This is a genomic window from Psychrobacter fjordensis (genome assembly GCF_904845995.1).
GTDB classification, from domain to species: domain Bacteria; phylum Pseudomonadota; class Gammaproteobacteria; order Pseudomonadales; family Moraxellaceae; genus Psychrobacter; species Psychrobacter fjordensis.
On record NZ_CAJGYP010000002.1, the window covers coordinates 603,018 to 617,701 of the forward strand.

Genomic DNA, 14,684 nt, shown 5'->3' on the forward strand with positions numbered 1-14,684 from the left:
TAAACGAGCACAAAGTGGCTAGATAATAATTGAATCGGCTATAAAAATTAAAAAGCCCTCTCTTAAATTTAAGAGAGGGCTTTGGATATTCAGAAAACGCTACAATTACAGCTGAGTATGCAAACCACACTCACGGCTTTCTTCTACTTTCGTTGGATCAAAGTAGTCAAACTCATTTGGTAGGTTATGATCTTCAAGATACACGTCCAGATCAGCATCTGTTTTTTCAAATAATGGTGCTACTTTCAACACGCCATCTTTTGACAGGCTAAGCACATCAAGACCTTGACGGAATTCCGTCTGATCTTTACGAATCGCATTGAACCAAACGTCAGGCTTCAATTCATCTAATGCACGGCGGAATGGCTCAAGTTTTACTTGGTCAGTAAACTCATCATGCTGCGGATTATCAATACCAGGAATACCGTTCATGGTCGCGTCACGATGCGCAGCGGTTTGCTTAGGAATATAAGTAACGACATTTAGATTGAGGTCACGAATGACTTTATTAGCGAATTGATACGTCGCATCCGTGTTATAGCCTGAATCTACCCATAATACAGTGATATCTGGACGCTGCTTGGCAACTAGATGTAAAATCGCTGATTCATAAGGACGAAAGTTAGTAGTAATGATTGGGTTTTTAGCTTGGCTTAGTGCCCATGAAACGATCTCTTCTGGCGACTTGCCGTTTAGCTCTTGGTTGGCTTGATCGATATCTAGGTTTGGGTGTAATTGACTCATGATACATTCCTTACAATGGGATTGGTTTAACAATAAATTTGGTAAAAGTTAAATAAATAATGGATGGTAAATTAAACGTTAGCAAACATCGGTAATGCAGCAGCGTTTCGACCATCGTAGCTACTGGCAAGCGCGTTAAATGCTTGACCAATATCAGAAATCGATTGCATATCATGCTCACTGAGCACAAAGCTATCTGCACCAGAACGTAACAGATAAGCGATTTGGTCACGGCCAAACTTGCCAGCCATACGAATCTCGCCTTCGTAACCCATTTGGCGTAACGTCTGTGCAAAACTGAAGCCGCGACCATCGACAAACAATGGCACATGAATGACAATTAAGTCTTGCTGTAATAAAAACTCTGACAAGCCAACCAATACATCCGTGTCACTGTCCGATGTCACCCAAACGCCTGTACGGCTAGTGTGTTGTGACAACAACTCGCGTACTTGTTGTAATAGTCCGCCGGCAATCTTGCCTGTAGCGTCTAGCAAATCATCAAGTGGCAATAGCACATCTGTTTTTTCTGATTTATGTAATAGCTCAAGCAGTGATGTGTGGGTTAGGGCAATACCTTCTGGTAGCTCATTAGTAGTGAGTGCTAGCCACGTATCGGATTGACTGATATCGATACCATTGTTATTTAATACGTGATGATTACCCATAGACCTTCTCCTTAAAAGGTGCCACGCCAACGCGATTGACCAAGTCACTAAAGGCTTCTACGTCGTTCTCATTGCTCACACGCTGCTCTAAATACACATCCAGTATTTTTTGTAGGGTGATTACCACATCTTCGGCTGGTACTGCTTTACCCAATATTTTACCGACTTTGGCATCGTTGCTAGAGTTACCGCCTAGGCTGATTTGATACCAATGCTCACCCTTTTTATCAACACCCAAGATACCGATATCACCGGTATGGTGATGAGCACAGGCGTTCATGCAGCCAGACATATTTAGGCGGATTTCACCCAAGTCATAAAGGTAGTCGAGATCATCAAATTTCTTTTCGATTTGCTCAGCGATGTTGTGAGTCGTGGCATTGGCGAGCGAGCAATAGTCCCAACCTGGGCAAACAATCATATCGGTTAGCGTGTTTATGTTGGCACGTGCTAAATGCAAATCCGCCAACTGTTCCCATAGCTCATATAGTTGATTGGTTTGCACATCAGAGAATACGAGGTTTTGCTGATAAGTACCGCGCAACTCACCAAAGCTATATTTGTCTGACAGATCAGCGAGAGCATCCATTTGTGATTCGCTGACATCACCAGATGGTACGTAGGTTCCATCGACCAAGCCTGCTTTTAGAGAAATTACGACGGCGCGATAGCCTGCTATTTTATGCGCGACTGTATTTTGGTTATACCAATCGGCAAAGTCTTTATTCGCATTGAGTTGCTGTTGCAAGTCAGACTGTACTTGTAGCGCATCAAAACCAACATAGTCAGGCTCACTAAAGAAGCCAATAGCCGTGTCAAAGTTTGCATCGCTCAAGGTCAGTGGACCATCTTTGGTATGGGCTTCCCACTCAGCATCGACCAATTTAGCAAAGGCAGGACCGCCCATGCTCTCGACCAATATCTTGATGCGGGCTTTGTATTTATTGTCACGGCGACCATGTAGGTTATAAACGCGCAAAATAGCGTCTAGATAGCTAAGTAGATGCTGACGTGGCAAGAATTCGTTAATCACTTTGCCAATCACTGGCGTACGGCCAAGACCGCCACCCACCAATACTTCAAAACCAATCTCGCCTGCGTCATTGGTTTTTACATGTAATCCGACATCATGTACTTGCGTCGCCGCGCGGTCATTGGCAGTACCAACGACAGCAATCTTAAATTTACGCGGTAAAAAAGCAAATTCAGGATGAAAGGTAGACCACTGACGGATAATTTCGCAATAAGGGCGTGGATCCGCAATCTCTTCTTGATGAATACCCGCATAAGGATCGGTAGTCGTGTTACGAATACAGTTGCCCGAGGTTTGAATGGCATGCATCTGTACTGATGCCAACTCCGCCAATATGTCTGGCACTTCTTCAAGTTTTGGCCAATTCAACTGGATATTGGTACGGGTCGTGAAGTGTCCGTAACCCTTATCGTACTTACGGGTAATCTCTGCCAATTTGCGCAACTGGTAGCTGGCTAGTAGACCGTAAGGAATAGCAATACGTAACATCGGCGCATAACGCTGAATATAAAGACCATTCTGCAAACGCAGTGGCAAAAACTGTTCTTCTGGCAGCTCACCCGCCAAAAACCGTTCGGTTTGGTCGCGAAACTGGGCGACTCGTTCCTCTACTAAGTTTTGGTCAGCGTAGTTATATTGATACATGACGTAATCTCAAATTTGTTTTTAGACTTAAAAGCAGCGACGAAAATGATTTGCGTGTGTAATATATTTTGTTGTCGATCGCAATGTGTACCGTTCAGCTTTACATCATATAAGCTTGTGCTTCAAAACATAAATTCCTTTAAGACATATACATATCCAAACACAGCATAAATTTTCATAACGAAAGTTAGGTAGCCTATGCTTATCAAATTTAACCCCTAAAATTTAATATCTGGTAATGCATGATTTTAACTGACGATCGTTAGCATCTTATTCATAAAGTTACCTTTTAAGCCATTCACTTGCTGTTATTCAACTCTTTTTTCTATACATTGAGGTTTTAAAATTACTATGACATCTACTATCTCTAATCAAAAGCCATCACAACTCGTTCCTCCACATGGCAGCGATGTACTAAAACCACTATTATTAAACGGTGACGCTCGCAGCGAAGCGCTGACACTTGCCAGCACATTACCGACCATTACCTTAAGCTCTCGTGAGCGCGGTGATTTGATTATGTTCGGTATTGGTGGCTTTACACCACTGAACGGCTTTATGAATCAAGCGGATTGGCAAGGTGTCGTTGACAAAATGCGCTTGCAAAGTGGCGACAACGCAGGCTTGTTTTGGCCGATTCCTATTACGTTGTCAGCACCTAAAGCCATTGCCGATAGCTTAAGCCAAGGTGACAAAGTCGCATTGGTCGCCCAAGATGGTGAAGTCATGGGAATCTTAACGGTAGAAGAAACCTATACCATCGATAAAGCGCATGAGTGTCAGCAAGTCTTTACGACAACTGATAGCGAGCATCCAGGCGTACAGCAAGTATTGAGTCAAGATGACGTTAATATCGCAGGTAGTGTAGAAGTATTAAGCGAAGGCGAGTTTCCAACACTGTATCCTGAGATTTATAAAACCCCTGCTGAGACACGTGAAATATTGGACGCCAAAGGCTGGAAAACAGTTGCAGCATTCCAAACGCGTAACCCGATGCACCGCTCACACGAATATCTTGCCAAGATTGCCATCGAGATTTGTGACGGTGTATTGATTCACTCATTATTGGGCGCATTGAAGCCTGGTGATATCCCAGCAGACGTCCGTCAAGAAGCGATCAAAACTTTGATTGATAATTACTTTAGACAAGACACTGTGATCCAAGCCGGTTATCCGCTAGACATGCGCTATGCAGGCCCACGTGAAGCGTTGTTACATGCGCTATTCCGTCAAAACTATGGCTGTAGCCATCTAATTGTGGGTCGTGATCATGCAGGTGTTGGTGATTATTATGGTGCTTTTGATGCGCAGACCATCTTTGATCACGTGGGTAAAGATGACCTCATTACTCAACCATTAAAAATTGGCTGGACGTTCTGGTGTAACGCTTGTAATGCAATGGCTTCAGACAAAACTTGCCCGCATGATGCTTCTGAGCATGTCAAAGTATCTGGAACAAAACTACGTAAAGCACTATCAGAAGACGAAGTGGTGCCAGAAAACTTCAGTCGTCCAGAAGTGCTACAAATATTGCGTGATTACTATGCAGGTATCGCAAAAGAAGAACGTGCTGAAGTTAAGTTGACAGGTGCTTCTGCGGTATAGTCAATCCTCTATAAATTGGATACGGTGTCAGGCTCGCTTAGTCTACGACTTGTAGTACTTTCACTCGCCTTCCTTGTATCCAAATTATAGTGAACCGACTATATAACAGCATCTGACTGACTACGGTATTTAACGATATCCAAAAAGCTGTCTTTAAAGGAAGGGATCATACGATTATCGTTTGGTCCCTTTTCTATGAAGTCTTAGTCAGAAAACTCATATCTTTATATTTTTTATAAAATTAAGTAAAAACAGACAGTTAAAGGCAGTCGAAAAATTTGCTTATGCCAAGTTAACCACTCGATAAGCGAATTCGTCACTAAGAGTCCGGTACACAAACTGCTAGCATATCTTTTATTATCCATAGGGTGATTTTCGAAATACGTTGGGCTGCAATATTAATAATAAAGTGCCCACTATTTTGCTAACGCCCAACCATCTATTAAGAAGAAAATCATGCAATCAGCCATACAATCAAAACTGTCTAATATTACCTTAAAAGTGGGTAGCGTACTGGCCGTTACGGTGCTCATAGCAGGTTGTAACTCTAATGAATCTACATCGCAAGACACATCGACAGCAGGAGACTCGCAAGATATTAGCTTATTGAATGTCTCTTATGATGTATCACGCGATTTTTATAAAGACTACAACACTCTATTCAGTGCAAGTTATCAAAAAGAGCATCCAGGTAGCAAGATCAAGGTAAATCAGTCACATGGCGGATCGAGCAAGCAAGCGCTGTCTATTGCCAATGGTCTGCAAGCAGATGTGGCAACCTTAAACCAAGAAAGCGATATGAATCTGCTGGTAGAAAAAGGGCTGGTAGCCACTGATTGGAAGCAGGCATTTCCGGATAATGCGGTGCCTTATACCAGCACGATGGTGCTACTGGTCCGTTCTGGCAATCCAAAAAATATCAAAGACTGGTCAGATCTGGCACGTAATGATATCGATGTGGTCATACCGAACCCAAAAACCAGTGGTACAGCGCGCTATGCCTTTTTAGGTGCTTATGGCTACGGTCTGCATCAATTCAAAGAAAGCGTGGAAACGCCTACCAAAACCGATGACTTTATCAAGAAATTATTGGCAAACGTGGTCACTTATGACAATGGTGCGCGTGCGGCGACGACCAGCTTTACCCAGCGCGGGTTAGGGGATGTGCTCATTACGACTGAAAATGAAGCACATTTGGCTGCCAAGGAATTTGCTAAAGGAAAAGTCGATATCGTTTATCCAAGCTACTCTATTGTGATTGCCAATCCAGTGGCGGTCGTCACAGCCGTTACGGATAAGAGCGGTAAGACAGATGCCGCAAGTGCTTACTTACAAGGTCTGTGGGATGTACCTGCTCAGGAGCTCATGGCAGAGATGTATATGCGCCCTAGTAATGCAGAAGTGCTGGCTGCTCATAGAGACACATTGCCTGAGATTACGACTTTTGAGCCAGTGGCTGTCTTTGGTGCTTGGACGCAGATTATGGATACGTTCTTTGTCGATGGTGGACGATTCGATCAGCTGGCAAGTGTGAAAAAGTAGTCTGTAAAGTAATCTATAAAGCAATATATAAAGTCATGCATAACTTGCCAGCTGTCAGATAAAAAATACCGTCAATCGTATCCGCTTTTGAGTCTCTATAAACGAGGCGCTTCTAGTAGGATTTTGCCAACTGATTGATAAGTTTAACGTTACGCTCTTGTTATTCCGTTTTGGCAATAACATACGCATATTCATCATTAAACATAATAAGATGGCGCTGTTAGCATACTTGCATTACTTAACAGATATCTTTGAGGGATTTATGACATACGCTGTGCGCTATCAACAAAAGAGTAAAACACTGAACGTCCTAAGTATTGCCGGTGTTGCATTAACTTTAGGTCTGGTCGGCTGTAGCAACAGCGAGCAGACAGATGCAAGTGGTAGCGCAGCAACAGAAACTCAAGATATCGAGTTGTTAAATGTCTCTTATGATGTGGCACGTGATTTTTATAAAGACTACAACCCATTATTCGTTGAGCATTACAAAGCTGAAAACCCAAACAGTAACATCCTAATCAAACAGTCACATGGTGGCTCAAGCAAACAGGCACTGTCTGTCGCTAACGGTCTACAAGCGGATGTTGCCACTATGAACCAAGGGTCTGATATTGAGCTGCTTGAGAAAAAAGGCTTGGTTGAATCAGATTGGGAAAGCAAATTCCCTGACAACGCCGTACCTTTTACCAGCACCATCGTATTTTTGGTACGTAAAGGCAACCCAAAAGGTATCAATGATTGGGACGATTTGACCAAAGACGGTCTTGAGATTGTGATGGCAAACCCGAAAGTCACGGGTAATGGTCGTTATGCGTTCTTAGGTGCTTATGGCTATGGTCTGCATGCTTTTAACCAAGATGAAACCAAGGCTAAAGGCTACGTCAAAGACATGCTAAAAAATGTCAAAGTTTATGAGAATGGTGGACGTGCTGCAACGACTACATTCGTTCAGCGTGGTATCGGTGACGTTTTGGTTACTTTTGAAAACGAAGCAAACCTTGCAGCAACTGATTTCGGCGCTGGTCAAGTCGATATCGTTTATCCAAAATACTCGATTAAATCAGAAAGCCCAGTGGCGATTGTCAAATCAGTAACGGATAAAAAAGGCACAACGGACGCAGCAAAAGCTTATTTGGATTACTTATGGAGCGAGCCAGCTCAACAGTTAGCCGCCGATCTTTATCTACGTCCTAGCGTGCAAAGCGTGCTTGATAAAAATGGTGATAAATTACCACCAGTTGAAACGTTCCGTCCGAATGATGCCTTTGGTTCATGGGATGACATCATGGGTACATACTTCAGCGATGGTGGCGTGTTTGACCAACTGGCCATCAATGCACCGCAGTAGCAAATGACTAAGACAAGAATGATCACTGAGTAGCGATTTAGTAAAGGTGATTACTTTGCTATAAATCAGGTGATGTAGTCATTCATAAGAAATTCCATAAAGGACATGGTCGTACGCACTATGTCCTTTATACCGTAAGCATACTAGGGCGTGTCTTCAATTCACTCGATAGTCATCTAAATGGGCTAAAGATGGCTAAATCTTGCCAAACATCGTCAAATAGCTGGCTAATATCCCGATATTATCTGCGCTATTTTTCTTGTTTGACGGCAATTTATCTCATTTTTATCACCATTTTTGAAATGAAGACACGGCCTAATAATAAGTTCGATATAACATGGTCTTACGATAAGTACCATCAGTTGGGCAACAGGATATCATTATGAGTGCACCCACATCTTCTACCAGCAAACCCCTTCCTAAGAAAGGTTGGCTGACACGCTTGCGTCAACGCAATGTGCTGCCAGGGTTTGGTCTAAGCATGGGCATTACTGTTTTTAGCTTATCGCTATTGGTGGTGCTGCCGTTTGCCATGATGGCCTATACGACCACGCAGATGGGCTGGACGGGTTTTTGGGAAACCATTAGCCAGCCGCAAGTGACTGCTGCTATCAAGCTGAGCTTATGGATGTCATTTTTAGCGATGCTCACCAATATGGTGTTTGGTACATTGGTCGCTTGGGTATTGGTACGTTATGAGTTTTGGGGCAAGTCCTTGATCAATGCCTTGGTTGATTTACCATTTGCCTTACCAACGGCTGTCACTGGCATCTCGCTTGCCACTCTGTATGCGCCTAACGGTCTAATGGGGCAGTGGTTTGCCAAATTTGATATTCAAGTGGCCTTTACACCGATAGGTATTTGGTTGGCGCTGGTCGTGGTCAGCTTCCCCTTTATCGTCCGTGCCGTGCAGCCAGTACTCGCTGAGCTATCAGTTGAGTTTGAAGAGGCGGCAGCCGTATTGGGTGCCAATCGTTTCACCACCTTCCGTAAAGTAATATTACCAGAGCTGCTACCAGCACTATTAATGGGTGCGGGTATGATGTTCGCCCGTGCGACGGGTGAGTATGGCTCAGTTATTTTTATCGCGGGCAATATCCCGATGCAGTCTGAGATTTTACCGCTGATTATTATCAGTAAGCTTGAGCAGTTTGACATTCAAGGCGCCTCTGCGGTCGCGCTATTTATGCTGCTCATCTCGTTTGTAATTTTATTAACCATTAATATTGTGCAGTGGAAGCTGTCGCGCCGTGTAGGAGCTCGCTAACATGCAAATATCCAATAGCTACGACTACCAAAGTAATGCGGCAACCAAAGATACGCCATGGATACGCCGCACCTTTATCGGTATCGCTGTACTGTTCATGGTGATAATGCTAGTAATACCTTTGCTAGCGGTGTTCTATGAAGCCTTTAAGGGTGGCTGGCAGTTGTATGTTGCTTCATTGGTCGATCCAGAAGCGCTACAAGCCATTAAGCTAACGCTAATTACCGCTGCCATCGTTTTGCCGATTAACATGGTGATGGGCATCGCGATTGCATGGTTGGTCACACGTTATCAGTTTAAAGGGAAGCAGTTGGTCACTACGTTACTTGATTTGCCATTTTCAGTGTCACCAGTGGTCGCAGGCTTGATGTTCATATTGCTATTTGGGCTTAACTCTACCATTGGTGGCTGGCTCGAAAGCATGGGTTTCCAAGTCATTTACGCCGTTCCTGGTATTGTCTTGGCGACATTATTTGTCACCTTTCCGTTTGTGGCACGTGAGCTGATACCGCTTATGCAGACTCAAGGCGACAGTGAAGAGCAAGCAGCCTTAACGTTGGGCGCGACTGGTTGGCAGACTTTTTGGCATGTAACGTTGCCAAATATCAAGTGGGCACTGTTATATGGCTTGATTTTGACCAATGCGCGGGCGATGGGTGAGTTTGGTGCTGTCAGTGTGGTATCAGGTCACATTCGCGGTGAGACCAATACCATGCCGCTATTAGTCGAGATTGCTTATAACGATTATAACTTTACCGCCGCTTTTGCCCTATCTAGCTTACTTGCTGCATTGGCTCTCGTGACGCTACTCATTCAGCAAGTTATGACTAAGCTACAAGAGCGTAAGTTTGCTAAATCTGAGCGACTGGCCAATATACCTGAGCTATCAGTGAGTGCCAATGCTACGGTTGCTACGACTAAAAATAGCAGTGATAAATAAGTCACGATACGACAAAAAATATAATAAGAGATACTATTATGAGCATCGAGATTCGCAGCGTTAATAAAAAATTCGGTAATTTTACCGCCTTAGACAATATCAATATCACGGTACCTACCGGCAAGCTGACGACATTACTAGGGCCTTCAGGCTGTGGTAAGACGACGCTATTGCGTATCATCGCTGGTCTTGAGTATGCTGACTCAGGGCAAATATTGTTTGATGAACTGGATGTGACCAATACGCCTGTGCAAAAACGTCATATTGGCTTCATGTTTCAGCACTATGCCTTATTTCGTCACAAAAACATCGCTGATAATGTCGCGTTTGGTCTAACGTTGCTGCCAAAGCATGAGCGACCAAGCAAAGCTGACATCAATAAGCGTGTGGCCGAGCTGTTAGAGCTCGTACAGCTGCCACAAATTGCCAATGCTTATCCACACCAACTATCAGGTGGTCAGCGTCAGCGCATTGCACTCGCACGAGCGCTTGCAGTGAAGCCTAAACTATTATTGCTTGATGAGCCGTTCGGTGCACTGGATGCCAAGGTGCGAAAAGAGCTACGCACTTGGTTGAAAAATATTCATCATGAGCTAGGTATCACCAGTATCATGGTCACACATGATCAAGAAGAAGCCCGTGCGGTATCGGATGAAATCGTTGTCATGAACCAAGGGCGAGTGGAGCAGGTAGGAACATCAGAAGAGCTGATACACCAGCCAGCCAGTGCCTTTATCAGTGAGTTTTTAGATCTGACATAATTGAATATGGCATAGCCATATTGCTAAAGCCACGTTACTAGAGTTATGTCATTACAGCCACATTCTCATAGTCACATTGTTAGCAGACATAAAAAAGACCTATGATAAATAGGTCTTTTTTGCGTTAAACGATGCCTCAGATTTTCTTAATACCAATCACATTTAGCCTGCTTTTGGTAGCGCAACATCATTGGCAGATATTTGCTTATAAGTAATCTCTAAAACCTCTTGGCACCATTCTGGTAAATCATCGGCAACTTCATACCACATCCATGTACCATCACGTACACAGTTCAAAATACCTAATTTTTTCAAATGATTTAAATGACGCGATATCGTTGGTTGAGGTTGATCTAATATTTCTACTAGCTCTCCCACGCAACGTGATTGTTTATTAAAAAGAATTTGAAATATTTTTAAACGCGTTGGATCGGATAGAACTTTAAATAATTCAATTGGTCGTATCGTAAAATTATTATCAGACATAAAATAATCCCTATGGGGTTATTGTTGATAGATGGTCAATATAGCAGTAGTTATCTACAAAATCGATTAAAAAATAAGCTAAATTACAGTTTATCGTAAATTTACTACCATTCATCTATATCATAACATAAATATTTATATTCGCTTACATAGATTAATTGTTGCAATATTCTTGCCAAGTTATACCTTTCCTTTAAAAAAACTTCGCTGTCATTAAAATATATCAAATACTATTGAAAATGATAATAGTTATCGTTATTATAGGTCAAGCAGTAAAAATGATTAGCCAGTAGTTATTGGATAGCGATATTCGTAGGAGTTAGTTCATGTACGTATGCATCTGCAACGACGTAAAAGAAAAGCAAATTAAAGCAGCTATTGCCTCAGGCATTGATACGCTTGATGGTTTAAAAGACACGCTTGATGTAGCGACTTGCTGTGGCTGCTGTGAACCTATGGTCAATGATTACTTAGAAGAGCACCATGCGAAACTTGATGTCTTAGCTTACGCCGTTTAAGCAGCATCAACTTTTAATATTAAAATCAAGAATAGGCTTTAGCATCACACAAAATATCTAACAGACTTCACTTACGCTTTAACTATTATATATAAAGGGTAGTTGCAAGCGTCCGTATAACTTCGCTAATACACCTATTTTAAGCACCTCTAATAATCAGAATTAACGCTAGCTAATTATTGTTCTCAATTAGCATCTTATTCTTAGTTCCTAACGTTACAAGCGATATCAGAGCCGTTATGCTACTATATATGTCTGACGCTGTAAGGCATTTTGTTGGTTTTGATATCTACTACTCAGTTTGCTAATAACACTATCCTTATATGGGTAATTATGGATGCAATGTGAGTAGTAAAGTATAAATAGGGGAGTATAAGTTATGATAGGTAGCCCAAAAGTCATTGATTATTTGAATTTTTTATTAGGTGGTGAGCTTGCCGCTCGTGATCAGTATTTTATTCATTCAGAAATGTATGCTGAATGGCATTATGGCAAGTTGTATGATCGCATCCATCATGAGATGGCTGATGAAACATTGCATGCCCAAGCCATCATTCGCCGTATCTTAATGTTAAGTGGCACGCCTAAAATGACGGTTGATGCGATCAATATCGGCGCTACTGTTCCCGAAATGCTTCAGCTTGACCTTAATCTAGAGTATCAAGTACAGCAGCATTTAAAGGATGGCATTGCTATCTGTGAAGCAGAGCATGACTATGTCACACGTGAGATGCTGGTCGAGCAACTAAAAGATACTGAAGAAGACCATGCTCATTGGCTTGAGCAACAACTGCGCCTAATTGATATGATTGGCCTGCCCAATTATCTACAAAGCCAAATGGCTGAAGTCACTCCTAATCTCATCTAACACCATGCTAGGGCGTGTCCTAGATAATTAGATGAATAATGTTTAGCTTAAATAATAAATGAATAGGGAGAAAGATAATGAAAGGGGATAAAGAGGTCATTCGTGCTTTAAACAAAGTACTTGGACAGTCGCTGATTGCTATTAATCAGTACTTTTTACATGCTCGCATTGCACGTCATTGGGGATTAGAAGCCCTTAATGAAAGCTTTTATAAGCAGTCTATTGCTGAAATGAAATGGTCTGATGATCTGATTGCACGGATTTTATTGCTAGGCGGTTTACCGAATTTGCAAGATTATGGCAAAATGTTCATCGCTGAAGATGTGCCTGAAATGATTGACTGTAATTTGCGTTTAGAAAAGCAAAAATTTGCAATTATTACGGACGCTATCACGTTATGTGAGACAAAATCTGACTACGTATCTCGCCAGTTATTGGTCATCTTAAAAGATGGTAATGAAGAGTATGAAGACTGGTTAGACACGCAAGAAGATTTGATTAAGAGTGTCGGGGTGGAACGATACATCCAATCACAAATGAGTGATGACGACGCACCATAAGATGATGTGATAGATAAATAGATCATATTTTCTAAACTTGCCAGCCTATGATTGGTCATAAACCAAAACATGAGCTGGCATTATTATGTCTGAAATTTGACAGACTCTATCCGGTACTCTTTAATATAGACCGCGACCATCTTCAGGCTTTAGGCGTAAAAAGTACAATCCTGAGAGAATGGTTAAAATACCAAGTATCCAATAAGTGGTTTGGAATGCAGCCAAGGTATCTAGCTCGAACCTATCACGCAGCAAATTAAGTACTGCTGCACCAAAGGCGATACCAAAGCTAATGGCCAATTGCTGATTGACCGCCATTAGGCTGTTGCCACTACTGGTCTGTGTGCCATGAAGGTCGCCAATAGTAATGGTATTCATTGCGCTGAACTGCATAGAATTACAAGCGCCCATGACAGTCAAGATGGGTATGAACCACAGCCATTGTGATGCGTCATTGAACTGTGCCAATACGATGATAAGCGAACCCATAAAAAAGGTGTTGTAAACCAAAACAGTGCGATAGCTGTAACGCTGAATGATTTTACTCACCCATGGCTTGATACCGATGGCACCTACAGCGATAGGGGCCAGTAACCAACCCGCCTGTGATGGTGAGTACTCAAACACCACCTGTAATAGTAGCGGTAGTAGGAACGGAACCGCACTGATACCGAGTCGCGTAAATAAGTTACCCGTAATACCAATGCGGAAGGTACGAATGTCAAATAGGCTCAAAGGAAACAGTGGCGCATCCCGCTTTTTGGCATGCCAGATATAAGCACCTATCAGCAGTCCCGCACCCAAACCACAGAATAACCCATAAAGCTCTCGTCCTGCCTGTGAGCCGAACTCTACCGCCAACGTAAACCCACAAGCGGCTGCCGCAAACAATAAAAACCCTGTCCAATCTAGACGCTTAGTATCCTCAAATAATGCAGGCACGAGTTTTTTGCCCATAATAAAACCGATGATACCCATCGGAATATTAATTAAAAATATCCAATGCCAGCTGGCATATTGTACGATATAACCACCCAATACTGGGCCAACCAAAGGCGCGACCAATGCCGGTATCACCGCAAAGTTCATCACAGTCAAGAGCTTGTTGCGAGGATAAGACTTAACCAGTATCAAACGAGCAACGGGCGTCATCATCGCACCGCCAATACCCTGCACGATGCGTGAGCCAATCAAAAAATCTAGCGTAGGTGAGGCAGCACACAGCAACGAGCCAATACAAAAAATGACGATGGCCGATAGAAATACCCGACGTGTGCCATATTTATCCGCCAAAAAACCACTGATAGGAATGAATATAGCCAAGGTCAAGGCATAACTGATCACTGCCCATTGCATCTTCAGTGGCGACTCACCCAACGCCTGTGCCATTTGCGGTAAGGACGTGTTTAAAATAGTGGCGTCCAAAATCTGCATGAACAGCGCTACCGCTAGCACATAGGGTAAGTATTTATCTTGCGTTGGGGTTAGCGTTACCATGTAAATCTCATTGGATATCTGATTATAAAACAAGCAAAAAGTATATTAACGACTAGAGCGTTATAATAAAAGTGACTCAAGGTAACGGTGCGCTGTCAAAGCGGAAAAATAAAAAACCTAACCGCAATTACATTGATTACAAGAGAGGACTTTAATGTAGGGAGTGGTTGTCGTTATAGTAAGCACTCCCTACATTTATAAA

Annotated in this window: 14 protein-coding genes; 9 read left to right on the top strand and 5 right to left on the bottom strand. The window is 42.7% G+C overall.

Going from position 1 to position 14,684, the window contains the following annotated elements; translation table 11 throughout:
• Positions 1-105: 105 nt before the first annotated feature.
• From JMW61_RS11005 to JMW61_RS11015, 3 genes are all read right to left on the bottom strand, one after another.
• Positions 106-744: a phosphoadenosine phosphosulfate reductase domain-containing protein gene (locus JMW61_RS11005; protein WP_201551234.1), complete on the bottom strand. Its 639-nt coding sequence runs from the start codon at positions 742-744 to the stop codon at positions 106-108.
• Between the two features lie 71 nt (positions 745-815).
• Positions 816-1,412, bottom strand: a complete 597-nt coding sequence (locus tag JMW61_RS11010) for a DUF934 domain-containing protein (RefSeq protein WP_201551236.1) — start codon at positions 1,410-1,412, stop codon at positions 816-818.
• Positions 1,405-3,090, bottom strand: coding sequence for a nitrite/sulfite reductase (locus JMW61_RS11015; RefSeq protein WP_201551238.1), 1,686 nt, complete (start codon positions 3,088-3,090; stop codon positions 1,405-1,407). Before JMW61_RS11015 ends, JMW61_RS11010 begins: the two co-directional genes overlap by 8 nt.
• Positions 3,091-3,441: 351 nt before the next feature.
• Here JMW61_RS11015 and sat point away from each other — a divergent pair, with 351 nt between their 5' ends.
• The 6 genes from sat to JMW61_RS11045 all read left to right on the top strand — a co-directional run bounded on the left by sat (position 3,442) and on the right by JMW61_RS11045 (position 10,553).
• Complete coding sequence (gene sat / locus JMW61_RS11020) at positions 3,442-4,695, top strand: sulfate adenylyltransferase (protein ID WP_201551240.1); 1,254 nt, start codon at positions 3,442-3,444, stop codon at positions 4,693-4,695.
• 456 nt (positions 4,696-5,151) lie between these two features.
• Positions 5,152-6,237, top strand: coding sequence for a sulfate ABC transporter substrate-binding protein (locus JMW61_RS11025; protein WP_201551242.1), 1,086 nt, complete (start codon positions 5,152-5,154; stop codon positions 6,235-6,237).
• 262 nt (positions 6,238-6,499) lie between these two features.
• Positions 6,500-7,585 carry a sulfate ABC transporter substrate-binding protein gene (locus tag JMW61_RS11030; RefSeq protein ID WP_201551244.1) on the top strand — a complete coding sequence of 362 codons (1,086 nt, stop codon included), beginning with the start codon at positions 6,500-6,502 and terminating at the stop codon, positions 7,583-7,585.
• A 382-nt stretch (positions 7,586-7,967) separates the two neighbouring features.
• Positions 7,968-8,852, top strand: coding sequence for a sulfate ABC transporter permease subunit CysT (gene cysT, locus JMW61_RS11035; protein WP_110923496.1), 885 nt, complete (start codon positions 7,968-7,970; stop codon positions 8,850-8,852).
• Between the two features lies 1 nt (position 8,853).
• Positions 8,854-9,792, top strand: coding sequence for a sulfate ABC transporter permease subunit CysW (cysW, locus tag JMW61_RS11040; RefSeq protein WP_201551246.1), 939 nt, complete (start codon positions 8,854-8,856; stop codon positions 9,790-9,792).
• Between the two features lie 38 nt (positions 9,793-9,830).
• Positions 9,831-10,553: a sulfate/molybdate ABC transporter ATP-binding protein gene (locus JMW61_RS11045; RefSeq protein WP_194196572.1), complete on the top strand. Its 723-nt coding sequence runs from the start codon at positions 9,831-9,833 to the stop codon at positions 10,551-10,553.
• A 162-nt stretch (positions 10,554-10,715) separates the two neighbouring features.
• Here JMW61_RS11045 and JMW61_RS11050 read toward each other — a convergent pair whose 3' ends face one another.
• Entirely contained in the window at positions 10,716-11,039 is a 324-nt protein-coding gene (locus JMW61_RS11050; protein ID WP_197101166.1) for an ArsR/SmtB family transcription factor, read from the bottom strand.
• A gap of 326 nt (positions 11,040-11,365) precedes the next feature.
• Between JMW61_RS11050 and JMW61_RS11055 the strand changes: the two genes are divergently transcribed.
• The 3 genes from JMW61_RS11055 to bfr (JMW61_RS11065) all read left to right on the top strand — a co-directional run bounded on the left by JMW61_RS11055 (position 11,366) and on the right by bfr (JMW61_RS11065) (position 12,985).
• Positions 11,366-11,557 (top strand): (2Fe-2S)-binding protein, encoded by a 192-nt coding sequence (locus JMW61_RS11055; RefSeq protein WP_110923492.1) that lies wholly within the window; start codon positions 11,366-11,368, stop codon positions 11,555-11,557.
• A gap of 379 nt (positions 11,558-11,936) precedes the next feature.
• Positions 11,937-12,425: a bacterioferritin gene (gene bfr / locus JMW61_RS11060; protein ID WP_197130171.1), complete on the top strand. Its 489-nt coding sequence runs from the start codon at positions 11,937-11,939 to the stop codon at positions 12,423-12,425.
• 77 nt (positions 12,426-12,502) lie between these two features.
• Positions 12,503-12,985: a bacterioferritin gene (gene bfr / locus JMW61_RS11065; protein WP_197101164.1), complete on the top strand. Its 483-nt coding sequence runs from the start codon at positions 12,503-12,505 to the stop codon at positions 12,983-12,985.
• A 120-nt stretch (positions 12,986-13,105) separates the two neighbouring features.
• On the opposite strand, the gene JMW61_RS11070 is transcribed toward bfr (JMW61_RS11065), so the two are convergent.
• Positions 13,106-14,482 (bottom strand): DHA2 family efflux MFS transporter permease subunit, encoded by a 1,377-nt coding sequence (locus JMW61_RS11070; RefSeq protein WP_201551248.1) that lies wholly within the window; start codon positions 14,480-14,482, stop codon positions 13,106-13,108.
• Positions 14,483-14,684 lie beyond the last annotated feature (202 nt).